Source organism: Pseudomonas sp. AE27, from assembly GCF_037113495.1.
Lineage (GTDB): Bacteria > Pseudomonadota > Gammaproteobacteria > Pseudomonadales > Pseudomonadaceae > Aquipseudomonas > Aquipseudomonas palmensis.
Window position 1 is genome coordinate 3320272 of sequence record NZ_CP146966.1, and the last position, 22452, is coordinate 3342723.

The window sequence follows — 22452 nt, forward strand, 5'->3', positions numbered from 1 at the left end:
CCGGCAAGGCCGGCTCCTGCAACGGATCGCATCCTGCAGGAGCCGCCTTGGCGGCGAAAGGTCCCGCTAGATCTCCACCTGCGTACCCAGCTCGATCACCCGGTTCAATGGCAGGTTGAAGAACCTCAGGTTGCCGTTGGCATTCTTCAGCAGGAAGGCAAACAGCACCCCACGCCAGCGCGACATGCCCACCAGCTTGGATGCGATCACCGTCTCGCGGCTGAGGAAGTAGGTGGTGCGCATGGGGCTGAAATCCAGCTCGTCCAGGTGACACAGCTTCAACGCCGCCGGCACGTCCGGCTCGTCCATGAAGCCGAAATGCAGGATCACCCGGTAGAACCCCTCGCCATACCCCTCCACCTCGAAACGCCGCTGTGGCGGTACCCGCGGTGAATCCTCGTTGACCACGGTGAGCAACACCACCTGGCGGTGCAGCACCTGGTTGTGCAGCATGTTGTGCAGCAGCGCATGGGGCACCGCGTCCGAACGCGCGGTCAGGAACACCGCCGTACCTTCCACACGGTGCGGCGGCTGCACGCGGATGCTGGCGATGAACACCGGCAATGGCAACGCGCCCTCATCCAGGCGCTCCACCAGGATCTGCTTGCCGCGCTTCCAGGTGGTCATCAGGATGAACAGCGCAATCCCTGCCAGCACCGGGAATGCCCCGCCCTGCAGCACCTTGGGCACGTTGGCGGCAAAGAACAGCCCGTCGACGAACAGAAAGCCCAGCAGTACCGGTACCGCCAGCAGCGGTGGCCACTTCCACAGCAGCAACATCACCGCCGACACCAGGATGGTGGTGATCAGCATGGTCCCGGTTACCGCAACGCCATAGGCCGACGCCAGCGCGCCGGAGGACTCGAAGCCCAGCACCAGCAGGATCACTCCGACCATCAGCGACCAGTTGACCGCCCCGATGTAGATCTGCCCCTGCTCGTCGCTGGAGGTGTGCTGGATCTGCATGCGCGGCACATAACCAAGCTGGATGGCCTGTCGGGTGAGGGAGAAGGCCCCGGAAATCACCGCCTGGGAAGCGATCACGGTGGCCAGGGTGGCCAGCCCGACCAGCGGCACCAGCGCCCAGCCGGGGGCCAGCAGGTAGAACGGGTTGCGTGCCGCTTCGGGGTTCTCCAGCAGCAATGCGCCCTGACCGAAATAGTTGAGCACCAGCGCCGGCAGCACCAGCGCGAACCAGGCTCGCGCGATCGGTTTGCGGCCAAAATGCCCCATGTCGGCGTACAAGGCCTCGGCCCCGGTCAGCGCCAGCACCACGGCGCCCAGAATCGCCACGCCCATGCCGGGGTGGACGATGAAGAAGCGCACGGCCCAGATCGGGTTGAGCGCCTGCAGCACTTCGGGGCGCTGGACGATGCCGTGCACGCCCAGGGCCGCCAGCACCACGAACCAGGCCACCATCACCGGCCCGAACAGAATGCCGATGCGCGCGGTACCGTGCTTCTGGATCAGGAACAGCGCCACCAGCACGACCAGCGCCACCGGTATCACCCAGTGATCGATGCCATCGAACGCCAGTTGCATGCCTTCGACCGCCGACAGCACCGAAATCGCCGGGGTGATCATGCTGTCGCCATAGAACAGCGCCGCACCGAACAAGCCGAACACCACCAGCAGCGCACGCAATCTGGGATAAGGCGCAGCCGCTCGTCGGGCCAGCGCGGTCAGGGCCATGATGCCACCCTCCCCCTGGTTGTCCGCGCGCAGGATGAACAGCACGTACTTGATCGACACCACCCAGATCAGCGACCACAGGATCAACGCCAGGATGCCCAGCACACCATCATGGTTGACCGGCACCCCATAGCCGCCGGAGAAGACTTCCTTGAGGGTATACAAGGGGCTGGTACCGATATCGCCGTATACCACCCCGACTGCCGCCACCAGCAGGCTCAGCGGCTTTGCCGCCGTATGCCCGGCATTGGCCTGACTGCTTGCCTGAACCATCAACCACTCCCGCAACCAAGACCCAGAGGCCGGCGAAATTCGCGCCAGGCGCTATCATTTTTGCAACCCGTCGCAGCGTGCCGAACGCAGCGCTGAACGACGCGGGAGCGATGGCGCGAAGCATAGCGCAGCGTTCGTCGCATTTCTGCTAGTCAAGCGCGTTGTGCCTCGCTAGAATTGCGCACTTTTTGATCAGAGGCGCCCCAAAGCGCCCGTCAGGGCTGCCACCTTCGCGTGCCAAGCAGCCCCTCTACACCGAGGTTAACCATGTCCACCACCGCCACGCCCACCACGCCAAAGGTCGGCTTCGTTTCCCTGGGTTGCCCCAAAGCCCTGGTCGATTCCGAGCGCATCCTGACCCAGCTGCGCATGGAAGGCTATGAAGTCGTGCCCACCTACGAGGATGCCGACGTGGTGGTGGTCAACACCTGTGGCTTCATCGACTCGGCCAAGGCCGAATCGCTGGAAGTGATCGGCGAGGCCATCAAGGAAAACGGCAAGGTCATCGTTACCGGCTGCATGGGTGTCGACGCCAACAACATTCGCGACGTGCACCCCAGCGTGTTGTCGGTGTCCGGGCCGCAGCAGTACGAGCAGGTGGTCAACGCCGTGCACGAAGTGGTGCCACCACGTCAGGACCACAATCCGCTGATCGACCTGGTGCCGCCCCAGGGTGTCAAGCTGACCCCGCGTCACTACGCCTACCTGAAGATTTCCGAAGGCTGCAACCACACCTGCAGCTTCTGCATCATTCCGTCGATGCGTGGCAAGCTGGTCAGCCGCCCGGTGGGCGAGGTGCTGAGCGAGGCCGAGCGCCTGGTCAAGGCCGGCGTCAAGGAGCTGCTGGTGATCTCCCAGGACACCAGCGCCTACGGCGTCGACGTCAAGTACAAGACCGACTTCTGGAACGGCCGGCCGGTCAAGACGCGCATGCTCGAGCTGTGCGAAGCGCTCAGCAGCCTGGGCGTGTGGGTGCGCCTGCACTATGTGTACCCGTACCCGAACGTCGATGACGTGATCCCGCTGATGGCCGCCGGCAAGCTGCTGCCGTACCTGGACATCCCGTTCCAGCACGCCAGCCCCAAGGTGCTCAAGTCGATGAAGCGCCCTGCCTTCGAAGACAAGACCCTGGCACGCATCAAGAAATGGCGCGAACAGTGCCCGGAGCTGATCATCCGCTCCACCTTCATCGTCGGCTTCCCCGGCGAGACCGAGGAAGACTTCCAGTACCTGCTCGACTGGCTCACCGAAGCTCAGCTCGACCGCGTCGGCTGCTTCCAGTACTCGCCCGTCGAAGGCGCACCGGCCAACGACCTGGACCTGCCCGTGGTTCCTGATGACGTCAAGCAGGACCGCTGGGATCGCTTCATGGCCCACCAGCAGGCCATCAGCAGCGCACGCCTGCAACTGCGCATCGGCAAGCGCATCGAAGTGCTGATCGACGAAGTCGAGGAGCAGGGCTCGGTGGGCCGCAGCTTCTTCGACGCCCCGGAGATCGACGGCAATGTGTTCATCGACGGCGACCACGGCTTCAAGCCGGGGGACAAGGTCTGGTGCGTCGTCACCGATGCCGACGAATACGACCTGTGGGCCGAGCCTGTCTGACGCTTTGCGGCCTGGAAAAGCCCTGCCATCATGGCGGGGCTTTTTATTGGACTATCGTGTCCAGTACGGACACCTCAGGAGACCCTGCGATGCGCGCGCATTCCACCGTGCAAACCCCTAGCCCCCACGACTACCCTCGCCTGCTGCAGGTATGGGAAGCCTCGGTACGTGCCACCCACGATTTTCTCCCCGAAAGCTACATCGTGCTGCTGCGTGAACTGGTGCCCAAGTACCTGGATGCAGTGATGCTGATCTGCTGCAAGGACAGCCAGCAACGCATCACCGGCTTTGCGGGTGTAGCGGCCGGGCGTGTCGAAATGCTGTTCGTCGACCCGCAGTATCGCGGTCAGGGCATCGGCAAGCAGTTGCTGCGGCATGCCATCAATGAGCTGAACGCCGATGAGCTCGACGTCAATGAGCAGAATCCCCAGGCCATCGGCTTCTATGCCAGCCAAGGCTTCGAAGTCATCGGGCGCTCGGAAAAGGACGGTATGGGCAAACCCTACCCCCTGCTTCACCTCAGGCTAGGTCGTACACAGTCTGCGAGCACGGGCTGAAGGACGCTGTAAGGCCGATCCGAAAATCATCCCCTCACGGCATTAATAGCCGCCCGGCACGAATGTAGCCGGGCCTTCGCTCGCCCGGGCGGTTACAATGGGCGCCTTTCCCTGTGCCACGGCCGCCGTCATGTCTGAACCCATTCGTCTTTCCAAACGCCTTATCGAACTGGTCGGCTGCTCCCGACGGGAGGCCGAACTCTATATCGAAGGCGGTTGGGTGACCGTTGACGGCAACGTCGTCGACGAGCCACAGCTCAAGGTCGACGGCCAGGTCGTCGCCCTGCTGCCGGGCGCCAAGGCCGAAGCCCTGGAACCGGTAACCCTGCTGCTGCACCAGGCCGCCGACCAGGACAGCGAAAGCGCTCGCCTGAGCATGACCCCGGCCACCTTGTCCGAGGCCCACGCCGAAGGGCATCGCCCGCTCAAAGGCCACTTTGCCCGGCTGACCTGCGTCGCCGAGCTGCAACAGGGCGCCAGCGGCCTGCAGGTGTACAGCCAGGACTGGCGTGCCGTGCGCAAGGTCACCTCGGACCTGGCCAAGCTGGAGCAGGAGTATGTGGTCGAGGTCAGCGGCGAGATGGTCGCCCATGGTCTCGAACGCCTTAACCGCGGTTTCACCTGGAAGGGCCAGGAACTGCCCCGCATCAAGGCCAGCTGGCAGAACGAGACGCGCCTGCGCATGGTGCTGAAAAACCCGACGCCGGGGCTGATCGAACTGCTGTGCCGCAGTGTCGGTGTCAGCGTGGTGAGCATGCGCCGTATCCGCCTGGGCGGCGTGGCCATGAGCAAGCTGCCGCTGGGCCAGTGGCGCTACCTGTCCAGCAAAGAAAAATTCTAGGCCTCGCCACTCGGGCGTTGCCACTTGATCAGGATTGTCCAATGATTCACAACGATGTGCTGCGCAGCCTGCGCTACATGCTGGATATCAGCGATGCCAAACTGGCAGAGATCACCCGCATCAACGGTTTTGACGTCAGCGATGCCGACATTGCCAGCTACCTGAAAAAAGACGAGGAAGAAGGCTTCGTGCGCTGCCCGGACGAAGTCATCGCGCATTTTCTCGATGGCCTGGTGGTGTTCAAGCGTGGCCGCGACGAGAGTCGCCCGCCTCTGCCGGTCGAAGTGCCGGTCACCAACAACATCATCCTGAAAAAACTGCGGGTGGCCTTCGAGCTCAAGGAAGACGACCTGCATGCCATTCTCAAGGCGGCGGATTTTTCGGTATCCAAGCCTGAACTCAGCGCCCTGTTCCGCAAGGTCGGCAACAGCAACTACCGCCCCTGTGGCGACCAGTTGCTGCGCAACTTCCTCAAGGGCCTGACCCTGCGAGTGCGTGGCTGATTCGATCATGGCCTACAGTGTCGAGCCGGTCGGCTACGTGCGCTCCTGCTTCAAGGAGAAGTTCGCCATCCCGCGCCAACCGCAGCTGGCTCCGGCTGCGCGCGGGGTGCTGGAGCTGGTATCGCCTTTCGATCAGGGGGAAGCGGTTGCCGGGCTAGAGCAGGTCAGCCACGTGTGGCTGCTGTTCCTGTTTCATCAGGCCCTGGAAGAGAAGCCGCGCCTGAAGGTGCGCCCGCCGCGCCTGGGCGGCAACACGTCGATGGGCGTGTTCGCCACCCGCGCCACCCACCGGCCAAACGGCATCGGGCAGTCGGTGGTGAAACTGGAGGGCGTCGAGGCCGGGCGACTGCTGCTGTCGGGCATCGACCTGCTGGACGGCACGCCGGTCATCGATATCAAGCCCTATGTACCCTATGCCGACAGCGTAGCCGGGGCGGTCAATCACATGGCCAGCGCCCCGCCTGCGCCGATCACGGTGCAGTGGAGCGACTCGGCACTGCAGCAGGCCCATGCGCATGCGCTGCGTCTCGCAGAGCCGTTGGTGGAGCTGATAGAACAATGCCTGGCACAGGATCCGCGCCCGGCCTATCAGGTGCCCCCGGTCGAGCGGGTGTACGGGGTCGGGTTCTGGGACGTGCAGGTACGCTGGCACTACCCTCAGCTGGATACGATCCGGGTGCTGGAGGTGGTGCGCGAGGCGTAGGGCCGGCACCCGCAAGGTAGCAGGAACGCTGGCCGCGCCGGCGAATGCCGCACCACAAATCCCGGGCAATAAAAAACGCAGACCAAGGTCTGCGTTTTTTATTGGTACTGCCTGCTTACTTCTCGACGAACGCACGCTCGATCAGATAGTCACCTGGCTCGCGCATGCGCGCGGAGACTTTCAGGCCGAAGCTGTTCAGGACTTCGCTGGTTTCATCCAGCATGCTCGGGCTACCGCAGATCATCGCACGATCGTCCTGCGGGTTGATCGGCGGCAGGCCGATGTCGCTGAACAGTTTGCCGCTGCGCATCAGGTCAGTCAGGCGTCCCTGGTTCTCGAACGGCTCGCGGGTGACGGTGGGGTAGTAGATCAGTTTTTCACGCAGCGCCTCGCCGAAGAACTCGTTCTGCGGCAGGTGCTCGGTGATGAACTCGCGATAGGCCACTTCGTTGACGTAGCGCACACCGTGGACCAGGATCACTTTCTCGAAGCGCTCGTAGGTTTCCGGGTCCTGGATGACGCTCATGAACGGTGCCAGGCCAGTGCCGGTGCTCAGCAGGTACAGGTGCTTGCCCGGGTTCAGGTCATCCAGCACCAGGGTGCCGGTAGGCTTCTTGCTGATGATGATCTCGTCGCCTTCCTTCAGGTGCTGCAACTGCGAGGTCAGCGGGCCGTCCGGCACCTTGATGCTGAAGAACTCCAGATGCTCTTCCCAGTTAGGGCTGGCGATCGAATAGGCGCGCATGAGCGGGCGGCCGTTAGGCTGTTGCAGGCCGATCATCACGAACTGACCGTTCTCGAAGCGCAGGCCCGGGTCGCGGGTGCACTTGAAGCTGAACAGGGTGTCGTTCCAGTGATGAACACTGAGGACACGTTCGTGGTTCATGTTGCTCATGTACGGGGGCTCCTGAAAAATAACGCAGCGCTGACCGTGAGCGCGATTGCGCGATAGTTTAGTGCGAGCGACAATATCTGTTAAATGAATTATCAAGATATGTCTTATCGGTTATATAGATATGCGATTTACACTGCGTCAACTTCAGGTCTTCGTGGCCGTCGCGCAACACCAGAGCGTCTCCCGTGCGGCCGGGATACTGGCGCTGTCGCAGTCGGCTGCGAGCACCTCCATCACCGAGCTTGAACGGCAATCCAGCTGTCAGCTGTTCGATCGTGCCGGCAAGCGCCTGAGCCTCAATGCACTGGGGCACCAGCTGCTGCCCCAGGCCGTGGCCCTGCTCGACCAGGCCAAGGAAATCGAGGACCTGCTCAACGGCAAGTCCGGCTTCGGCTCTCTGGCAGTGGGCGCCACACTGACCATCGGCAACTACCTGGCCACCTTGCTGATCGGCAGCTTCATGCAGGTTCACCCGGAGAGCCAGGTCAAACTGCATGTACAGAACACCGCCCATATCGTGCATCAGGTCGCGCACTATGAAATTGATCTGGGTCTTATAGAAGGCGATTGCAACCACCCCGACCTGGAGGTTCAGCCCTGGGTCGAGGACGAACTGGTGGTGTTCTGCGCGCCGCAGCACCCCTTGGCGCTCAAGGGTCGCGCCAGCCTTGAGGAACTGACCCATGAAGCCTGGATTCTGCGCGAGCAGGGTTCAGGCACGCGCCTGACCTTTGACCAGGCTATGCGCCACCATCGCTCGACACTCAACATCCGCCTGGAGCTGGAACATACCGAAGCGATCAAGCGCGCGGTGGAATCAGGGCTCGGGATCGGCTGCATTTCACGTCTGGCGCTGCGCGATGCGTTTCGTCGCGGCAGCCTGGTGGCGGTGGAAACCCCCGAACTGGACCTGGCGCGGCAGTTCTACTTCATCTGGCACAAGCAGAAGTACCAGACCTCGGCGATGCGCGAGTTTCTGGAGTTGTGCCGCAACTTTACCGCCGGGGTACGACGCAGCGACGAAATCGTGCTGCCGCACATTGCCTAGAGCAGAATCACCGCCCACACCACCGCCACGATGCTCAACGCCACGAACTGGGCAGCACTGCCCATGTCCTTGGCGTTCTTGGACAACGGGTGGCGGTCCAGGGAAATACGATCGATCGCGGCTTCCACGGCAGAGTTGAGCAGCTCGACGATCAGCCCCAGCAGGCACACCGCGATCAGGATCGCGCGTTCGGCACGGCTTACATCCAGCCAGAAGGCGACCGGGATCAGCACCACGTTGAGCAGCACCAACTGACGAAACGCCGCTTCGCCGGTAAAGGCGGCGCGCAGGCCGTCGAACGAATAGCCGGCGGCGTTGAACACTCGTTTAAGGCCGGTCTGGCCCTTGAAAGGCGACATAGAAAGCCACTTGAACCCAATGAGGAGCGATGCAGGCTAGTGCACGCCGAGTCAAAAAAGCGTGAAGGCCAGTGGCCTTAACTCGTTGAAACCGATTCCAATTGTTGCAGCAACAACGCGGCCTGGGTGCGCGTACGCACGCCCAGCTTGCGGAAGATCGCGGTGACGTGGGCCTTGATGGTGGCCTCCGACACGCTCAGCTCATAGGCAATCTGCTTGTTCAGCAGGCCTTCGCACACCATGGTCAACACGCGGAATTGCTGTGGGGTAAGGCTGGCCAGGCCCTCGCTGGCGGCCTTGGCTTCAGCGGACACATCGATCTTCTCGAAGGCTTGCGGCGGCCACCAGACATCGCCATCGAGCACTTTCTTGACCGCGTCCTGAATCTGCTCCAGCGGGCTGGATTTTGGGATAAAGCCGCTGGCACCGAATTCTCGGGACTTTACCACCACGGCCGCCTCTTCCTGGGCCGAGACCATCACCACCGGAATTTGCGGATACTGACCGCGCAGCAGCACCAGCCCCGAGAAACCATAGGCACCGGGCATGTTCAGGTCCAGCAGCACCAGGTCCCAGTCGTTTTTCTCGGCCAGGCGGGTTTCCAGTTCGGCGATGCTTGCCACCTCAACCAGTCGAACGTCCGGACCAAGGCCCAGGGTAACGGCCTGGCGCAGCGCACTGCGAAACAGCGGGTGGTCATCGGCAATCAGGATTTCGTATGTGGCCATCGATCTAATGATCCTGTTCTGTGCAGGCGCAGCCAGCGTGGAGGCGCCTGGCGGGGCAGCTCAAGGGCATCGGGCGGCAGTGCCGGAAGCCAAAAAGGCACGTCGGGGCCAGGAAAACAGCATTCAAGCCTTCGTCGTGCCCGAATCGGCGCCAAGGATGCCGAGCCCGGACCGGGTGGTCAAGTTCAAAGCCCGGTGGTTGTCTCGTAGCCCATGCCGCCAGTGCACACATTATGAAGCAAAGTGACGTACTTGCCCCTTGAACTATAGGAAGGGCCGCAGTTTTTGGTGCACGGCATCGTCTTCATCCAGCACAAGCCTGTTCTTGGCGCCCAGATAATGGGTGCTGAATACGTCCAGATAGGCATCCAGTGCCTGGGAGGCCTGCTGGTCATCGGCCAGTTCCAGACACATGGCTGCCACTTCAGCGGTACAGAAATGGTCGTCGCGCCGCGAGCGGCGCAATGTGTAGCGCGAGATCTGTTCAGGCTGCAGATTGAGCACCGGGAACCGTTCCAGGTACGGGCTTTTGCGAAACATCTTGCGGGCTTCGGGCCACGTGGCATCCAGCAGAATGAACAGCGGGCGCTTGCCCGACGTTGGGGCGACGCTGCTGACCACTCGCTCCGGCGCCACGAATTCACCCGGGAAAACGATGTAGGGCTGCCACTGTGGATCATCGAGCAGCGCCTGCAACTGTGCATCCACCGCCTTGCGCTCCCAGGCAAACGCCGTGGTGTCACCGATCACGTCGGCAATCAGCCAGCCCGTGTTCGTAGGCTTGAGTGGTTCGGTGTCATGCATGAGCAGGCAAATGCCCGAGTGCGCCTGCACCCGCGGGCGCCAGGCACACAGACAGTACTCGGGGATTACCCGGCAGCCGGGACAGCGTGGCGCACGCGAGCCGCGCGCGACGAAGGGTTTGACACTGCGCGCCAGGCGCTCGGCGCGCAGGCGCGAGACGGCATGGCTCATGACAGGACGCAACGGTGGCAATGGGGATGGCAATAAAGGCAGGGCACGACGCAGGCTCAGCGAGACTAAAACCCCGGCAGTTTACCAGAGCCCGCCTCCACTGGCCGTATTTGCCGTGCAGCGTTGCGCGCTACTCCCTTATAATCTCCAGCCTGTACAGACCTGCCAGTACTGCCATCGCGCCTGTGACGGAACACTGCGCGCAATGACCGGTCAAATCGCCAGTTATCGAACCAGGAGAGATTCATGCTGCGTTTCATTGCCCCATCCTTGAGCCTGTTGCTTGCCCTGCCGTTGGGCGCGCATGCCGTCTCCAAGCAAGAGTACGCCCTGAACCAGAAGCTTCAAGAAGTCGCCAAGGAAAGCAGCGTGGGTACCCCTCGGGCAATCAACGAAGACATTCTCGATCAGGGCTACACTGTCGAAGGCAACCAGTTGATCAACCACCTCAGCGTTCGCGCCGGCCATGCACAAAAAATGCAGCAAAACCCGGAAGTCATGCGCGGCCAACTGGGAGACAGCGTGTGCCGTAACACCGGCTTTCGCCAGTTGATGGACCGCGGTGCCGTGCTGACCTACCGTTTCACCGAGTACAAGACCAACCGCCCGGTGATCGACCAGTCGTTCAACAAGGCCAGTTGCGTTTCCGGGCAGAAGAAGAAGTAACCAGCGTTCTCTGTTGCGCCGCTGCTCGCCATCGGCGCGCAGCTCAGCGATCAAGGCCTGAATGTGACGCGTACTCTACGCACGGTCACTACAGGCCTTGTCACTTCAGGCCCCGGTTGTTGGCCTGTACTGCAGTTTGGGCCCGGCTTGTCCGCCCGGCTCCCACCTGAACATCATGTACAGCCCATTGCCTGCCGCGTCCTCGCGAGCCCACGATCGACACCGGCATAACCCTGCGACAAGGTCTAGATTTATAGCCAGGACCTTTCACTTTGCGGACAAGCAGAGGGGCCTGACCGATGTGCGGCCAGGCCGAAGGTTTTGCTGCAAAAGGAGAAGTTGAATGCCGTACCAGACCAACGAATTGCTAGCCAACCATTTCAAGAACAATGCAATCGACCTGACCCACCTCGAACAACAGCTCAACCTGGTCGCCCCCAACAGCCCCAACCTGCCACTGTACCGGGACATGATGCTGACCGTGTTGCGCATGGCGCACGATGACAGCGACCGCTGGAGCGCCAAGATCACCCTGCAGGCACTGCGTGAACTCGACCACGCCTTCCGTGTGCTGCACCAGTACAAGGGGCGACGCAAGGTCACCGTGTTCGGCTCGGCACGCACCCCGGTCGAACACCCCATGTATGCCCTGGCCCGCGAGCTGGGTGCGACCCTGGCGCGCTCGGACCTGATGGTGATCACCGGGGCCGGGGGCGGCATCATGGCTGCGGCTCACGAAGGCGCAGGCGTCGACAACTGCCTGGGCTTCAACATCACCCTGCCCTTCGAGCAGCACGCCAATGCCACGGTGGATGGAACGGACAAGTTGCTGCCGTTCCACTTCTTTTTCATTCGCAAGCTGTTCTTCGTCAAGGAAGCTGACGCGCTGGTACTGTGCCCGGGCGGTTTCGGCACCCTGGACGAGGCCCTGGAAGTGCTGACCCTGATCCAGACCGGCAAGAGTCCGCTGGTGCCGGTGGTACTGCTCGACTCACCGGGGGGGACCTTCTGGCAGGATGCACTGGACTTCATTACCCGCCAGCTCGAAGGCAATCGCTACATCCTGCCGAACGATCTGAAGCTGGTGCGCCTGGTGAACAACGCCGACGATGCGGTAGCGGAAATCAACCAGTTCTACAGCAACTACCACTCCAGCCGCTGGCTGAAGAACCAGTTCGTGATTCGCACACACCACCCGCTCAGCGAAGCGGCCCTGCTCGACATCCAGCAGTCCTTCGCCGACCTGCGCCTGAGTGGCGACTTCCATCAGCACGCCTATGCAGGCGAGGAGCATGACGAGGCACAGTTCAGCCACTTGTCACGCCTGGCTTTTGCCTTCAATGGACGCGATCAGGGCCGCCTGCGCGAGCTGGTGGACTTCATCAACCGCTCGGAAAACTGGGCAAAGCCTCAGCACAATGAAGCCCCGCAACGGACACGTGAACCCCTCAAGGTCACCTGAACAGCCACACCGTGAACATGCCTGGCCTACCCCTTTTCGGGGTCGGCCATCGCTCAATCGTCCAGGCTGCGACCACTCAGCACACGACCGACCATCTCCATGGAAAAACCACGGTAGACCAGAAAACGGGTTTGCTGTGCGCGACTGCGCGGATCGGAGGGCAGTTGCCCGGAAAACTTGCGTTGCCATACATCAATCAGCAGGCTTTGCCAGTCGATGCCGCATTCACGCAAGGCCTGTTCGATATCACTACGCTGCAAACCGCGCTGACTGAGCTCTTCACGGATACGCGCAGGGCCATAGCCCGAACGGGAGCGGTAACTGATGAAACTTTCGAGATAGCGCGCTTCGCTGAGCAGGCCCTCTTCCGTCAGACGGTCGAGTTCCTGGTCGATCAATTCGAGCTCAGCGCCGCGCTGACGCAACTTGCGCGTCAACTCGACACGACCATGCTCGCGTCGCGCGAGCAGGTCCATAGCTGTCCGCCTTACGGCGACGGGGGTATCGAGTACGACGGACATGGTTTATCTGCAAATCAGAAGTTGGCGTCGGCGTCAGCGTCGACCAGATCATCTTCAGGTTCTGCAGCAGCCGTTTTACCAGCAGCCGCAGCAGCTGCAGCTTCAACACCACCGGTCAGCAGCTTGTCGCGGATCTGCTTCTCGAGGGTCGCGGCGATTTCCGGGTTCTCTGCCAGGAACTTGGCGGAGTTGGCTTTACCCTGACCGATCTTGCTGCCTTGGTAGCTGTACCAGGCACCGGCTTTTTCGAGGAAACCGTGCAGCACGCCCAGGTCGATGATCTCGCCGTTGCGGTAGATGCCCTTGCCGTACAGAATCTGGAACTCGGCCTGGCGGAACGGCGGGGCCACCTTGTTCTTGACGATTTTGACCCGGGTTTCGCTGCCGACCACTTCGTCGCCTTCCTTCACCGCGCCGGTACGGCGGATGTCCAGACGTACCGAAGCGTAGAACTTCAGCGCGTTACCACCGGTGGTGGTTTCCGGGCTGCCGAACATCACGCCGATTTTCATGCGGATCTGGTTGATGAAGATCACCAGGCAGTTGGCGTTCTTGATGTTGCCGGTGATCTTGCGCAGTGCCTGGGACATCAGGCGAGCCTGCAGGCCCACGTGCATGTCGCCCATTTCGCCTTCGATCTCGGCCTTGGGTACCAGGGCTGCCACGGAGTCGACGATGATCACGTCGACAGCGTTGGAGCGCACCAGCATGTCGGTGATTTCCAGGGCCTGCTCACCGGTGTCCGGCTGCGAGACCAGCAGGTCGTCGACATTGACGCCCAGCTTGCCGGCGTACTCGGGGTCGAGGGCGTGTTCGGCGTCGACGAATGCGCAGGTGGCGCCGGCTTTTTGTGCCTGGGCGATCACCGACAGGGTCAGCGTGGTCTTACCCGACGACTCAGGACCGTAGATTTCGACGATACGACCCTTTGGCAGGCCGCCGATGCCCAGAGCAATGTCCAGACCCAGCGAGCCGGTCGAGATTGCCGGAATCGCCTGGCGATCGTGATCGCCCATGCGCATGACCGCGCCTTTACCGAATTGACGTTCGATCTGACCCAGGGCCGCAGCCAAGGCACGCTTCTTGTTGTCGTCCATTGAAGTCCTCACGTAATCATCGATAGGGCCTGACGGCCACAACACCTGTATAAGTAGCCAGTATTATTCCACAGGGTTTTCTTTCCGCCTACCCCCGATTTGCGATTTACTCTGCGCCAAGCTGTAACAAGCCCTCTAGGGCGGCGATTACCGTTTGTCGGCGCACCGCATCGCGGTCGCCATCGAAGTGCCGGCGCTCGCTGGCCACATGCGCACCGTCGCCCCAGGCCAGCCATACAGTGCCCACCGGTTTGGCCGGCGAGCCGCCATCGGGCCCTGCCACGCCGCTGACCGCCACGGCAAAGCGTGCCCCGCTGGCAGCCTGGGCGCCGCGCACCATGGCCTCGACCACTTCCTGGCTGACCGCACCGACCTGCGGGAACAGTGCCTGGTCTACCCCCAGCTGGCGAGTCTTCTGGGCGTTGGAGTAGGTCACGTAGCCCGCTTCGAACCAGGCCGAACTGCCAGGAATACGCGTGATGGCCTCGGCGATACCGCCGCCGGTGCAGGACTCGGCCGTGGTGACTTGGGCATTGTAACGGCGCAGGTGTTCCCCCAGCCGGGCAGAAAGTGCGGTGATCGGGTCCATGGCAGGCTCCTTGAAGGTCTGGCGCCTACCCTACACCAGCTATCGGCGTGGCTGAACACTCAAGGTGTGAGCGCGCGTATGTAACCCTGGCAGGCGCGCAGGGCGATCAGTCCGGCGTCACCGGCATCGGTGATGGCGATAATTCGTCGAGCATGCGCCGGGTCAAGTCGGGCGCGTGGGGCGCCATGATCCAGGCCGCCGGCGCCGGGGGCGGCAGGCAGGTCGGGAGTGGCGTCGCGGTCGAGAAGGACCGACAACCGCAGATCAGCAGTAGCCAGCCGATCACGCAAGCGTGCCTGAGCCTGTTGTGCATCGAGAAGCTCCTGATAATGGGTATTGTCGTTCAAGTCCAGCTGGCGCTCCAGCACATGGCGTTGCTGGCGTTCGCCCTGCAGCTCGGTGGCAGCACGCTCGGCCAGTTGCTGGCGTTCGAATGCCCAGGCCTGTTGCTGCTGCGCCAGCTGGCGGCCCAGGCGCCAGCCCTGGACCTGCCAGGTCAATGCGCAGGCCAGCAGCGCCAGGCTCAGCAGCACGCCAGCGTGCAAGCGGTTCAACACAGCACCTCGCGGGCGCGGGCCCAGAGTTTGAGGCGATCCTCCAGGCCATTGAGGCCACCGTTGATATGCCGCGTGATGCGGTTGAACTCACCGCGGTCGGCCAGCGCGTTAAGCCCGCGCGAGTGCCAGAACCAGGCAGCCGACTCGGCGGCCCAACGCGGTTGCTCGAGCAACTGCGGCAACTCCAGCAGACGCTCGTCGCCAAACAGCGCCATGCTGCAGGCGCGGTAGTTGTTGCGCCCTGTAACCTGGATCAGCCCCCTGCCGCAGTACCGCTGACCGTCGCCGTCCGCCTCCGGCGTGTTGCCCAGGCGCAGGGCCAGGGCGCCGGTGTCGTAACGGGACAGGTAGCGATCGCTGCCCAGCTCCTTCACGTAACGCAGGTGGCCCGACTCGTGGCCGATCTGCGCGAGGAAGGCGGCAATGCGTCGGGGGTTGTCGATTTCCCAACCGGCCATGGCAGTGTTCAGGGCGGGTACAAAAATGCCGGCATTGGCGCCGGCACTGGGAAGAATCTGCATCAAGTTCTGCTGAGTGATGACCATCATCATTCTCCAAAATGCATAGGGGTTCAGACCTGTCCGGCCTTGAGCGAACGACCGGCATTACCCTGCCCGCCCTTGGCCCTGGCCTTGCCTTGCTTGCCGCCATTGCACTCGACCGTGGTGCTCCACCCGGACGCGCTGAACACCTGCTCGATCGACTCGATCAGGTACTCGCCATCGAGGCCGGGCTTGAAGCCCTGAGCATCGAGGGTGCGTTCGACGAACAGGTCGGTGCGGCCCGGCATTTCCAGGCGCAGGTTGGCGGTGCTGCGGTTGAGCGCCGCCAGGCGGGCCTTGGCGGCCTGCTCGGCAGCGCTACGGTTGGGGTACAGGTGGCGGTCGGTGTGCACAGGCGACAGGCCGTCGGGCGCGTCGTCGTTGGGCAGGTCGACCACGCTCTGCTGGCCGCTCTTGCTGTCCAGATGACGGGTTTGCACGGCCTTGTGGGTGCCTTTGTCGGTCATGCGAAACTGCCAGCTGCGCACATCGCCACGGCTGATCCTGACGTTGCCAAGGGCCTTGCCGCTGGCGCTCTTGCCGGCCTGGCGCGGCATCACCAGCAGCGCGCCGTTCGCTACCTTGGCGGTGCAGTCGAACAGGCGCCCCAGACGGGTGATGAAGTTGAAGTCCGACTCGTTGAACTGGTCGATGCGCGGTATGCGCAGCGTCACCGGGCACGCTGGCTGCCAGCCATTGCGCGCGGCGATGTCGCGCACGATCTGCTGCAGGGTGACGTTCTCCCAGCTGCCGCTGCGGGTGGTCTTGCCGCTGCCGCGCATGTCGCTGGCCTTGCCTCGGATCACGATGCTGTCGGGCGGCCCGGACAGCTCCACCTCATCCACGGCGTAGCGCCCCAGGCGGGTCAATGCCTGGCCGGCGTAGCCCAGATGCACCTCGATGAAGGCACCGCGTGCCGGCAATGCCACCTCGCCGTCGCGATCGTCGATACGCAGTTCGAACTCGTCCGAGTCCATGCCCGGCTTGTCGGTGGTACGCAGCGACAGCAGGCGATCATTGATCAGCGCGGTGATGTCCTTGCCATCGGCCACGATGCGAAACACAGGTTGCATGGTTGCTGCTCCAGAAGGGCCTGCCCGCGCACGCAGCGCTGGCAGGCAGGGGGGGCGCGCCAGCTCAGTCCCACAACTGCACCAGGGCCTGGCGGGCGGGCGTCAACGCGGGCAGCCTGATGAGCACCCCGGCACAAAACGGCTGCGCCTGGTCGGCCAGGCCCTGGTTGGCATCGAGTACCGCTTCGACGCTGCCGTTGAGGTGCCCGTAGTAGTGCTGGCAGAGGGTGTCGAGCAGATCGCCGTCAGAGGTTCTGCAGATCATCGCCATAGCTCACGAACTCCAATGAAAAGCCTTGTTTGCGAGGAATGCCGCCAGCCACCAGGCTGCTCTGGTCCTCCTCGATGCTGGTCAGGCACCAGTTGCCCAGTACCTCGCCGTAGCCGGTGGTCAGGCTCAGTGGTTGCAATTGCCGACCGATGCTGCGCAGCGCCTGCAACTGGCCGAGCCCGCTTTTGGCACCGGGAAAGATCGTGCCCTTGAGGGTGATGCGCTCTTCGCCCAGCCCCACCGCCTGCTGCGCCGGGTGGCGGCTCAGGCGCTCCTGGCCCGCCCAGCGAAAGCCGCTCTGGCGACGCAGTTCATCGAAGGTCGCGGTGTCGAGGTTGAAGTAGTAAGGCTGCGCCTGCGCCTGCAACGACTGCAGAATGAGCAGGTGCGGGAACGGCTTGACCACCTCGGCTGCCGGCGTGACCGACGGCGCGAAACTGCCGGTGGGCAGCGACGTGCCCAGCGATGGGCTGATGCGACCCGCCACCTTGTTGATGGCTGCGGCAGCCTTGGCCGCCTTCTGCTCGAAGATGACGATGCGCTCCTGCACCAGCGCAACCTTGGCCACGGCGCGGCTGTAACGGCCCAGCACCTTGTCGACGCCCCGCTGCGCCCGGTTGATGGCGCGCATCGTGCGTTGCAGCCTGGCGCCGATCAGCGGCCCGACGTAGGGGATGTCCTCGAGCGCCGCAGCGGCTTCGGCGATATCGCTGATGGCGCCGGTCATGGGCTCCAGCATCTCGTCGGCACTGCGCCGGCCCGCCTCCCCCGCTGCGATCAGCGCCCGCAGGGCCGAATGCAACTGGTCCATGTAGGTCATGGCAGCTCCTTATACAAATGTGGGGTCGGCCAGTTGCCGCATCGAAGCCTGACGGGTCAGTTCGAGGAACTGACGTCGAATGATCGGCTCGATGTTCATCGCCAACTGGGCCGGGTCGGTGACACTGCCCTGCACGGTGATGGGCATGTTCGGGGCGAAGGTGATCTGTTGGGCAATCGGCTGCGGCGCAGGGCTGATCGAAGGTGGCGCAGGCGGCAACGACAGAATTGTCATCGGCTCGCCAGCGCCGGGATTCATCGAACGAGCGACATCGCCCAGCGACTTGGACAAGTGAGTGGGTTCGCCAGCAGGAGGCTTGGCAGCATCGTCGTCTGCAAACCACTTCTTGGCTAACGAGGAGCCCCACTCGCTGAACACAATACCCCCGATCAGCGAACCGATCGCAGGACCGATGACAGGAACGAAAGCGCCCAGCGCAGCCCCGGCCAGTGCGCCACCAAAACCGCCCACTGCCCCACCATATCCCTCGGCCTTCTGCTCGGTGGTTTCTGCAGTGAGGAAGGTCTTGCCGAACTTGTAGATGGCCTCGACGGCTGCAGGCGCTCGAGCGGCCTTGATCGCCGGAACAGCCTTGCCGAGGTAACCTTTGATGCTTTCCCAGCGCCCAACCGGAGCAGATGAAGGTCGGCGCCTGGAGGGGCTGTTCTTTCTTCCCCCTCTACCCCTTCTCGAAGTTATCGCGCCGCAGCAAAAGTCCTGGGCATTGACGACAAACACGCGTTGCGGCGCCCTTGCGCCTTTGGGAGCGTCGCCACCCAGCACGCCAGCCTTCCGTGGCCCTGCCCTGAAATCACTGGCAACAGCGATGATGCCTATGGGCTGCGGCCCCTTTGCCGGGGGCTCGGTATCATCGCTCCCCGCCATCCTCCTGCTGAGCGGGTCGGATACCCGACCCGCCGCAGGTGTCCCATCGGTTGGCAGAGATGCAGGCGCTGCAGTCTCCAGTGAAGCAGCCGCAGCTGCCCCTGCGGGTGCCTGCGGTGCCGCTTGCGATCTGATGTTTACGGATACCCTGGCGGGCTTCGATTGCGAAAGCCGGCGCGCAACATCGGCGACCTGGAAACTGATCACCTGCAAGTGCCCGTCGATGCTCTTCAACAATGTCAGCCTGTGCCGGGAGCCCTGTGTTTCAGCAGCCTGTACGGCGCCCCCGGTCTTTGCTTGAGTTCTCGCGCCTGGCGGGTCACCAGGAGCGCTGTCGAGCATTCCGTTGCCCAGCGTCTCGTGCCCGAGCGGGTACAGGTCGCCCTTGCCTTCGCTGCTCAATTGCCTGAGTTGCCGGATCCGCGCCTCAAGCAGCTTGAATGATGCGCCGATCGTCGAACTGACCGAGGCGCCGATAACCAGTTTCAACGCTAACGCGTTTGCCATACGGTCCCCCTGTGCGTGCAAAACCGGCTCACTCCGTGAGCCACCAGACCATGTCGTTGAACGACATGGTCATGATCTCGGTGGCAGAAAAATTCAGCTCACGGGCAAGCCGCCTGGCGGCCACCTTCTGAAGGGAGGGGTCAAAGCTCGTCGTCTTGCACCAGGCGAAAATAGCCCGCCTGCAGGCGGCCATAGTCCTTGAGCGCGAGGCCCTCCAGGTCCTTGATGCCCACCTCGGCGAGGGAGGCGAACAGGTTCAGCTCACGCTGCTCGTCGTCGCCGCTGCCGGCCGACTGAGCCGCACGAATGTCGCGTACCGTAGGCGAGCGCAACGACAGGCTGTCGACCTTGATGCCATTGGCTTCGCTGGGCCGGGTCAGCGCCACCACCACGCCGTCGGCGCTCAGCTTCATCCAGCTGGGGATCTTTGCTTGGGTCATGAGAAGTCCTTACAGGCCCAGGGCCGAACGTTGTGCCGCGAGCTGGTCGACGCCGTCGATCACGCGCTTCATGCCGATGGGTTCGATCTCGTAGATCAGGCGTCCGCCGACTTCCAGCTTGTAGTAGGTGACGGCGACGGTGTGCTTGACCTCGGCCTTGTCACCGGCCTTCCAGTCGCCCATGTCGACTTCCTTGAGCGCGCCGCGCAGGGTCACGATCACCGGGGTGACAGCGCCCTTGAGGCCCTTGAAGGCACCGCGGAAGGTGCCGTTGAACGCAGCGCCATCGGCCAGGCCGAAGAACTTCAGCGACTCACGGCGCACGCCGGTAGTGGTGAAGCCGGCTTCCTGCTTCTCCATGCCCATGTCCATCTCGATGGGCATGTCCATGCCGCCCACCCGGTGCTCTTCCATTTTCAGGGTGAGCTTGGGCAGGGTCAGGCTGGTGACATCGCCCTGGAAGCTGGTGCCATCGACGAACAGGTTCAGGTTCGCCAGGGTTTCGGGAATCATTGCCATTGCTAGTGCTCCTTAAGCTGCGTTATCGAGAACTTCGGTCAGCCACTGGTTGGTGACCTCGACGCGGAAGTTGGGGTTTTCGGCCGGTGGTACGTCGGTGAAGCGGATGTTCCAGTACACCTTGCCCTGCTCCAGCTGGCTGGCACTGTTGAGTTCCGGGTCGGCGAACACTTCGAAGTTGATGATCGCGCCCTGGGCCTTGAGGTCGCGCATGAACGCCTGCAGGCCTTCGGTCACGTCCTTGACGTAGGTGGCGGTGATCGAGCGGTCGACTGCCCATTTGTGCCCGTAGAGAATCGCGTCCATCACGATGTCCATGGTGCGCACGCGGGTGACGAAGGCCCACTTCGGGTCGCTGCTCAGGGTGCGGTTGCCCCACAGGCGATAGCCGTCATCGCGGATGATGGTGGTGATGTTGGCGTTGTTGAGCAGGTTGGCGCGGCAGGTCTCGTCGCCATCGAGGAACTCGATGGGGCGGGTGGTGCCGGTGATGCCGACGAACTCCTTGTTCGAGGGCGAGGCCCAGAAGCCGTACTCGTTGTCGGTCCAGGCGAACAGGCCGGCGACCCAGGCCGAGGCCGCTGCATCGACGGTGGCGCTGGCGGTGGTGTCCCAGTACTGCACGCCCGGGTCGACCAGGAAGGCGCGCTTGGCACCGAAGTTTTCGGCGTAGGCCAGGGCGGCCTCGTCGGTGGTGGCCGGGCCGTCGATGATGGCCAGGCCGCGCAGCTTGTCGGCCAGGGCCACCAGGGCGGTGGCGACGGCTTGAGTTGCGCTGTGCTTTGGAGTAACCAGCAGGCGCGGCTGGGCGTTGAAACGGCTCTTGCCGTCGAGCAGCGCTTGCAGGCCGGTACGCTTGCCGTCGGCCAGCACGCTGCCGATGATGGCGGAGGTCTGCTCGGCGGCGTCGGCCACCTTGGCCACGCCGCAGGCGACGATGACCGCCTTGGCGCGCTGGTAGATGGCCTGGCAGGCACGGGTGATGGCCGCGTCGGCGCCGAAGGCGGCGATGGCTTCACGCTCGCTGGTGATCAGCACCAGGTCGTTGAACTTGGCGCTGGCGGTCGGGCCTTCGGTGAAGGTGTCCACCAGGCCGATGATCGAGGACGACGGCAACGCGATGGTGCGTGCGCCGGTGTCGACGTTGGTGACGGTGACGCCGTGAAAGAAACCACTCATGGGTAAACTCCGGGTATGAAAAAGGCCCTGCAATGCAGGGCCTTGTAAGGTTGGATCGGCAACTATCGGGGCGAACCGCCCGTTGCAGGTACAGGTGCGGTGGCCAAAATCAGGCGAGGAAGTCCCAGGTCAGCGAGATCGCGGCGACAGAGTTGTTCGAGACGGTCCACAGCCCGTAGCCAGCAGGGATAAGCAGTGGGTAGGGTTGGGTGTACTGCCAGTTGTTGCTACTGGCTACTCCGCCCATGATGGCGTGCACCGTCATGTCACCCAGACGAGCAGGTGCCTTGGGACCGCTGTACAGGTTGATGATGCCGCCGCCGGTGCAAATGGTGGCGGTGCGCAGATAGACGCCTTCCTTGTTTTCTTCCGGGCTGAAGACTTGAGTCACCGTGGTCGGGTGAGCGTTGAAGAAATGCTTGCCTACTTTTACTGGTTCCATGATTTTTTACCTATCGAGTCGAATGCTGAGTCGCGGAACATTCCGCGTTCATGTCGCTCACAGGCGATGGTTCGAGGCTCGTGGCCTTCACATGATTCAACGTTCCGCAGCGGGAACATTTGATCTGGAGTTCGGTGAACTCGCCCATACGGGCAAGCAGTCGTTTGCATCTGCCGCATCTGCAATCTTTCAACATCTGCAAAGCCTTAAGATTTTCTGCTGAAGGGTCTTGAAGAATGAAAAAGCCCCGACAGTGCGGGGCTTCAGGGGGTCATGCTTTCCAACCAGAGCGGCGGTACCGGCCGGTGCTCAGAAACTGGGAACAGCTCCGACTGGGGCCAGTCGCGCAGAGCCTGACGGTACTGCAGCATCTCGGCGAACTGTTCGGCTGACAAGCTGGTAGTCAACTGCATGTCAAGCTCATCTCTATGGCGAGTGACTAACCATTCCGTAGCACCTATTTGCGAATCACGGCCTGCGCGCTCGCGGGCCGAATGTTGTTCCAAAGTCAGTACCACCGGCGGGGGCTCAATCAGAATGGGCAGCCCATCGGGGCCGTGGGAGCGTACCTTGCTCGGATCAGGATTGGCGATCACGTCAAGAAAAAGCGCTTCGGTGATAGGGCGGGCGTCCGGTGGCATTTCCAGGTGAATGCCCTCCAGATAGGTAGTAGCGGTGGAGAGACTGTAGTAGCGCTGCATAT

28 protein-coding genes are annotated in these 22452 nt (G+C 62.8%); 8 read left to right on the forward strand and 20 right to left on the reverse strand.

What is annotated here, in order from left to right:
* Positions 1–66: 66 nt before the first annotated feature.
* A complete protein-coding gene (locus V9K84_RS15195) occupies positions 67–1965 on the reverse strand; it encodes a potassium transporter Kup (RefSeq protein WP_043864257.1) in 1899 nt (632 codons plus the stop codon).
* Positions 1966–2232: 267 nt separating this feature from the next.
* Between V9K84_RS15195 and rimO the strand changes: the two genes are divergently transcribed.
* From rimO to tsaA, 5 genes are all read left to right on the forward strand, one after another.
* Positions 2233–3570 carry a 30S ribosomal protein S12 methylthiotransferase RimO gene (gene rimO / locus V9K84_RS15200; protein WP_058541505.1) on the forward strand — a complete coding sequence of 446 codons (1338 nt, stop codon included), beginning with the start codon at positions 2233–2235 and terminating at the stop codon, positions 3568–3570.
* A gap of 89 nt (positions 3571–3659) precedes the next feature.
* Complete coding sequence (locus V9K84_RS15205; RefSeq protein WP_054914976.1) at positions 3660–4127, forward strand: acetyltransferase; 468 nt, start codon at positions 3660–3662, stop codon at positions 4125–4127.
* 130 nt (positions 4128–4257) lie between these two features.
* On the forward strand, positions 4258–4968 hold the full coding sequence (locus V9K84_RS15210) for an rRNA pseudouridine synthase (protein ID WP_088514533.1): 711 nt from the start codon (positions 4258–4260) through the stop codon (positions 4966–4968).
* 41 nt (positions 4969–5009) lie between these two features.
* Entirely contained in the window at positions 5010–5471 is a 462-nt protein-coding gene (locus tag V9K84_RS15215) for a DUF1456 family protein (RefSeq protein ID WP_088514481.1), read from the forward strand.
* 7 nt (positions 5472–5478) lie between these two features.
* Positions 5479–6174: a tRNA (N6-threonylcarbamoyladenosine(37)-N6)-methyltransferase TrmO gene (gene tsaA, locus V9K84_RS15220; protein ID WP_043864304.1), complete on the forward strand. Its 696-nt coding sequence runs from the start codon at positions 5479–5481 to the stop codon at positions 6172–6174.
* A gap of 115 nt (positions 6175–6289) precedes the next feature.
* On the opposite strand, the gene fpr is transcribed toward tsaA, so the two are convergent.
* The gene (gene fpr / locus V9K84_RS15225) at positions 6290–7069 is read right to left on the reverse strand and encodes a ferredoxin-NADP reductase (protein WP_043864261.1); all 780 of its coding nucleotides are present in this window, start codon (positions 7067–7069) and stop codon (positions 6290–6292) included.
* 121 nt (positions 7070–7190) lie between these two features.
* Between fpr and V9K84_RS15230 the strand changes: the two genes are divergently transcribed.
* On the forward strand, positions 7191–8117 hold the full coding sequence (locus V9K84_RS15230; RefSeq protein ID WP_088514480.1) for a LysR family transcriptional regulator: 927 nt from the start codon (positions 7191–7193) through the stop codon (positions 8115–8117).
* Here V9K84_RS15230 and V9K84_RS15235 read toward each other — a convergent pair.
* The 3 genes from V9K84_RS15235 to V9K84_RS15245 all read right to left on the reverse strand — a co-directional run bounded on the left by V9K84_RS15235 (position 8114) and on the right by V9K84_RS15245 (position 10179).
* The gene (locus V9K84_RS15235; RefSeq protein WP_054914977.1) at positions 8114–8476 is read right to left on the reverse strand and encodes a diacylglycerol kinase; all 363 of its coding nucleotides are present in this window, start codon (positions 8474–8476) and stop codon (positions 8114–8116) included. The two genes, V9K84_RS15230 and V9K84_RS15235, sit on opposite strands and share 4 nt — an antisense overlap.
* A 77-nt stretch (positions 8477–8553) precedes the next feature.
* The gene (erdR, locus tag V9K84_RS15240; protein ID WP_043864264.1) at positions 8554–9204 is read right to left on the reverse strand and encodes a response regulator transcription factor ErdR; all 651 of its coding nucleotides are present in this window, start codon (positions 9202–9204) and stop codon (positions 8554–8556) included.
* Positions 9205–9468: 264 nt separating this feature from the next.
* On the reverse strand, positions 9469–10179 hold the full coding sequence (locus V9K84_RS15245; RefSeq protein WP_088514479.1) for a tRNA-uridine aminocarboxypropyltransferase: 711 nt from the start codon (positions 10177–10179) through the stop codon (positions 9469–9471).
* Between the two features lie 246 nt (positions 10180–10425).
* Between V9K84_RS15245 and V9K84_RS15250 the strand changes: the two genes are divergently transcribed.
* Entirely contained in the window at positions 10426–10845 is a 420-nt protein-coding gene (locus tag V9K84_RS15250; RefSeq protein WP_043864266.1) for a quorum-sensing-regulated virulence factor family protein, read from the forward strand.
* A gap of 343 nt (positions 10846–11188) precedes the next feature.
* The gene (locus V9K84_RS15255; protein ID WP_088514478.1) at positions 11189–12307 is read left to right on the forward strand and encodes an LOG family protein; all 1119 of its coding nucleotides are present in this window, start codon (positions 11189–11191) and stop codon (positions 12305–12307) included.
* Between the two features lie 53 nt (positions 12308–12360).
* Here the strand turns inward: V9K84_RS15255 and recX are convergent, their stop codons facing one another.
* The 15 genes from recX to V9K84_RS15330 all read right to left on the reverse strand — a co-directional run bounded on the left by recX (position 12361) and on the right by V9K84_RS15330 (position 22450).
* Positions 12361–12828, reverse strand: coding sequence for a recombination regulator RecX (gene recX / locus V9K84_RS15260; protein ID WP_043864268.1), 468 nt, complete (start codon positions 12826–12828; stop codon positions 12361–12363).
* Positions 12829–12842: 14 nt separating this feature from the next.
* Complete coding sequence (gene recA, locus V9K84_RS15265; RefSeq protein WP_043864269.1) at positions 12843–13925, reverse strand: recombinase RecA; 1083 nt, start codon at positions 13923–13925, stop codon at positions 12843–12845.
* A 106-nt stretch (positions 13926–14031) separates the two neighbouring features.
* The gene (locus V9K84_RS15270) at positions 14032–14514 is read right to left on the reverse strand and encodes a nicotinamide-nucleotide amidohydrolase family protein (protein WP_054914980.1); all 483 of its coding nucleotides are present in this window, start codon (positions 14512–14514) and stop codon (positions 14032–14034) included.
* A 59-nt stretch (positions 14515–14573) separates the two neighbouring features.
* The gene (locus tag V9K84_RS15275; protein ID WP_088514477.1) at positions 14574–15068 is read right to left on the reverse strand and encodes a lysis system i-spanin subunit Rz; all 495 of its coding nucleotides are present in this window, start codon (positions 15066–15068) and stop codon (positions 14574–14576) included.
* Positions 15065–15616, reverse strand: coding sequence for a glycoside hydrolase family 19 protein (locus tag V9K84_RS15280; RefSeq protein ID WP_088514476.1), 552 nt, complete (start codon positions 15614–15616; stop codon positions 15065–15067). Before V9K84_RS15280 ends, V9K84_RS15275 begins: the two co-directional genes overlap by 4 nt.
* Positions 15617–15642: 26 nt before the next feature.
* Positions 15643–16686 (reverse strand): contractile injection system protein, VgrG/Pvc8 family, encoded by a 1044-nt coding sequence (locus V9K84_RS15285; protein WP_088514475.1) that lies wholly within the window; start codon positions 16684–16686, stop codon positions 15643–15645.
* Between the two features lie 64 nt (positions 16687–16750).
* Positions 16751–16957: a tail protein X gene (locus V9K84_RS15290; RefSeq protein ID WP_088514532.1), complete on the reverse strand. Its 207-nt coding sequence runs from the start codon at positions 16955–16957 to the stop codon at positions 16751–16753.
* Positions 16932–17777: a phage tail protein gene (locus V9K84_RS15295; protein ID WP_088514474.1), complete on the reverse strand. Its 846-nt coding sequence runs from the start codon at positions 17775–17777 to the stop codon at positions 16932–16934. The genes V9K84_RS15290 and V9K84_RS15295 overlap by 26 nt, the downstream gene beginning before the upstream one ends.
* A gap of 9 nt (positions 17778–17786) precedes the next feature.
* Positions 17787–19169: a hypothetical protein gene (locus V9K84_RS15300; protein ID WP_088514473.1), complete on the reverse strand. Its 1383-nt coding sequence runs from the start codon at positions 19167–19169 to the stop codon at positions 17787–17789.
* Between the two features lie 140 nt (positions 19170–19309).
* Entirely contained in the window at positions 19310–19609 is a 300-nt protein-coding gene (locus V9K84_RS15305; RefSeq protein WP_043864277.1) for a phage tail assembly protein, read from the reverse strand.
* A gap of 9 nt (positions 19610–19618) precedes the next feature.
* Positions 19619–20128 (reverse strand): phage major tail tube protein, encoded by a 510-nt coding sequence (locus V9K84_RS15310; RefSeq protein ID WP_088514472.1) that lies wholly within the window; start codon positions 20126–20128, stop codon positions 19619–19621.
* A 12-nt stretch (positions 20129–20140) separates the two neighbouring features.
* Positions 20141–21307: a phage tail sheath family protein gene (locus tag V9K84_RS15315; protein ID WP_088514471.1), complete on the reverse strand. Its 1167-nt coding sequence runs from the start codon at positions 21305–21307 to the stop codon at positions 20141–20143.
* A 109-nt stretch (positions 21308–21416) separates the two neighbouring features.
* Positions 21417–21749, reverse strand: coding sequence for a hypothetical protein (locus V9K84_RS15320; protein ID WP_088514470.1), 333 nt, complete (start codon positions 21747–21749; stop codon positions 21417–21419).
* Positions 21750–21759: 10 nt separating this feature from the next.
* Positions 21760–21945 (reverse strand): Com family DNA-binding transcriptional regulator, encoded by a 186-nt coding sequence (locus V9K84_RS15325; RefSeq protein WP_080922947.1) that lies wholly within the window; start codon positions 21943–21945, stop codon positions 21760–21762.
* A 67-nt stretch (positions 21946–22012) separates the two neighbouring features.
* Positions 22013–22450, reverse strand: coding sequence for a phage tail assembly chaperone (locus V9K84_RS15330; RefSeq protein WP_043864281.1), 438 nt, complete (start codon positions 22448–22450; stop codon positions 22013–22015).
* Positions 22451–22452: the final 2 nt, after the last annotated feature.

Excerpts from the sequence above, each read along its gene's own strand:
- V9K84_RS15195 (WP_043864257.1), bottom strand. The coding sequence starts at position 1,965 with ATGGTTCAGGCAAGCAGTCAGGCCAATGCCGGGCATACGGCGGCAAAG.
- rimO (WP_058541505.1), top strand. The coding sequence starts at position 2,233 with ATGTCCACCACCGCCACGCCCACCACGCCAAAGGTCGGCTTCGTTTCC.
- V9K84_RS15205 (WP_054914976.1), top strand. The coding sequence starts at position 3,660 with ATGCGCGCGCATTCCACCGTGCAAACCCCTAGCCCCCACGACTACCCT.
- V9K84_RS15210 (WP_088514533.1), top strand. The coding sequence starts at position 4,258 with ATGTCTGAACCCATTCGTCTTTCCAAACGCCTTATCGAACTGGTCGGC.
- V9K84_RS15215 (WP_088514481.1), top strand. The coding sequence starts at position 5,010 with ATGATTCACAACGATGTGCTGCGCAGCCTGCGCTACATGCTGGATATC.
- tsaA (WP_043864304.1), top strand. The coding sequence starts at position 5,479 with ATGGCCTACAGTGTCGAGCCGGTCGGCTACGTGCGCTCCTGCTTCAAG.
- fpr (WP_043864261.1), bottom strand. The coding sequence starts at position 7,069 with ATGAGCAACATGAACCACGAACGTGTCCTCAGTGTTCATCACTGGAAC.
- V9K84_RS15230 (WP_088514480.1), top strand. The coding sequence starts at position 7,191 with ATGCGATTTACACTGCGTCAACTTCAGGTCTTCGTGGCCGTCGCGCAA.
- V9K84_RS15235 (WP_054914977.1), bottom strand. The coding sequence starts at position 8,476 with ATGTCGCCTTTCAAGGGCCAGACCGGCCTTAAACGAGTGTTCAACGCC.
- erdR (WP_043864264.1), bottom strand. The coding sequence starts at position 9,204 with ATGGCCACATACGAAATCCTGATTGCCGATGACCACCCGCTGTTTCGC.
- V9K84_RS15245 (WP_088514479.1), bottom strand. The coding sequence starts at position 10,179 with ATGAGCCATGCCGTCTCGCGCCTGCGCGCCGAGCGCCTGGCGCGCAGT.
- V9K84_RS15250 (WP_043864266.1), top strand. The coding sequence starts at position 10,426 with ATGCTGCGTTTCATTGCCCCATCCTTGAGCCTGTTGCTTGCCCTGCCG.
- V9K84_RS15255 (WP_088514478.1), top strand. The coding sequence starts at position 11,189 with ATGCCGTACCAGACCAACGAATTGCTAGCCAACCATTTCAAGAACAAT.
- recX (WP_043864268.1), bottom strand. The coding sequence starts at position 12,828 with ATGTCCGTCGTACTCGATACCCCCGTCGCCGTAAGGCGGACAGCTATG.
- recA (WP_043864269.1), bottom strand. The coding sequence starts at position 13,925 with ATGGACGACAACAAGAAGCGTGCCTTGGCTGCGGCCCTGGGTCAGATC.
- V9K84_RS15270 (WP_054914980.1), bottom strand. The coding sequence starts at position 14,514 with ATGGACCCGATCACCGCACTTTCTGCCCGGCTGGGGGAACACCTGCGC.
- V9K84_RS15280 (WP_088514476.1), bottom strand. The coding sequence starts at position 15,616 with ATGGTCATCACTCAGCAGAACTTGATGCAGATTCTTCCCAGTGCCGGC.
- V9K84_RS15285 (WP_088514475.1), bottom strand. The coding sequence starts at position 16,686 with ATGCAACCTGTGTTTCGCATCGTGGCCGATGGCAAGGACATCACCGCG.
- V9K84_RS15290 (WP_088514532.1), bottom strand. The coding sequence starts at position 16,957 with ATGGCGATGATCTGCAGAACCTCTGACGGCGATCTGCTCGACACCCTC.
- V9K84_RS15295 (WP_088514474.1), bottom strand. The coding sequence starts at position 17,777 with ATGACCTACATGGACCAGTTGCATTCGGCCCTGCGGGCGCTGATCGCA.
- V9K84_RS15300 (WP_088514473.1), bottom strand. The coding sequence starts at position 19,169 with ATGGCAAACGCGTTAGCGTTGAAACTGGTTATCGGCGCCTCGGTCAGT.
- V9K84_RS15305 (WP_043864277.1), bottom strand. The coding sequence starts at position 19,609 with ATGACCCAAGCAAAGATCCCCAGCTGGATGAAGCTGAGCGCCGACGGC.
- V9K84_RS15310 (WP_088514472.1), bottom strand. The coding sequence starts at position 20,128 with ATGGCAATGATTCCCGAAACCCTGGCGAACCTGAACCTGTTCGTCGAT.
- V9K84_RS15315 (WP_088514471.1), bottom strand. The coding sequence starts at position 21,307 with ATGAGTGGTTTCTTTCACGGCGTCACCGTCACCAACGTCGACACCGGC.
- V9K84_RS15320 (WP_088514470.1), bottom strand. The coding sequence starts at position 21,749 with ATGGAACCAGTAAAAGTAGGCAAGCATTTCTTCAACGCTCACCCGACC.
- V9K84_RS15325 (WP_080922947.1), bottom strand. The coding sequence starts at position 21,945 with ATGTTGAAAGATTGCAGATGCGGCAGATGCAAACGACTGCTTGCCCGT.
- V9K84_RS15330 (WP_043864281.1), bottom strand. The coding sequence starts at position 22,450 with ATGCAGCGCTACTACAGTCTCTCCACCGCTACTACCTATCTGGAGGGC.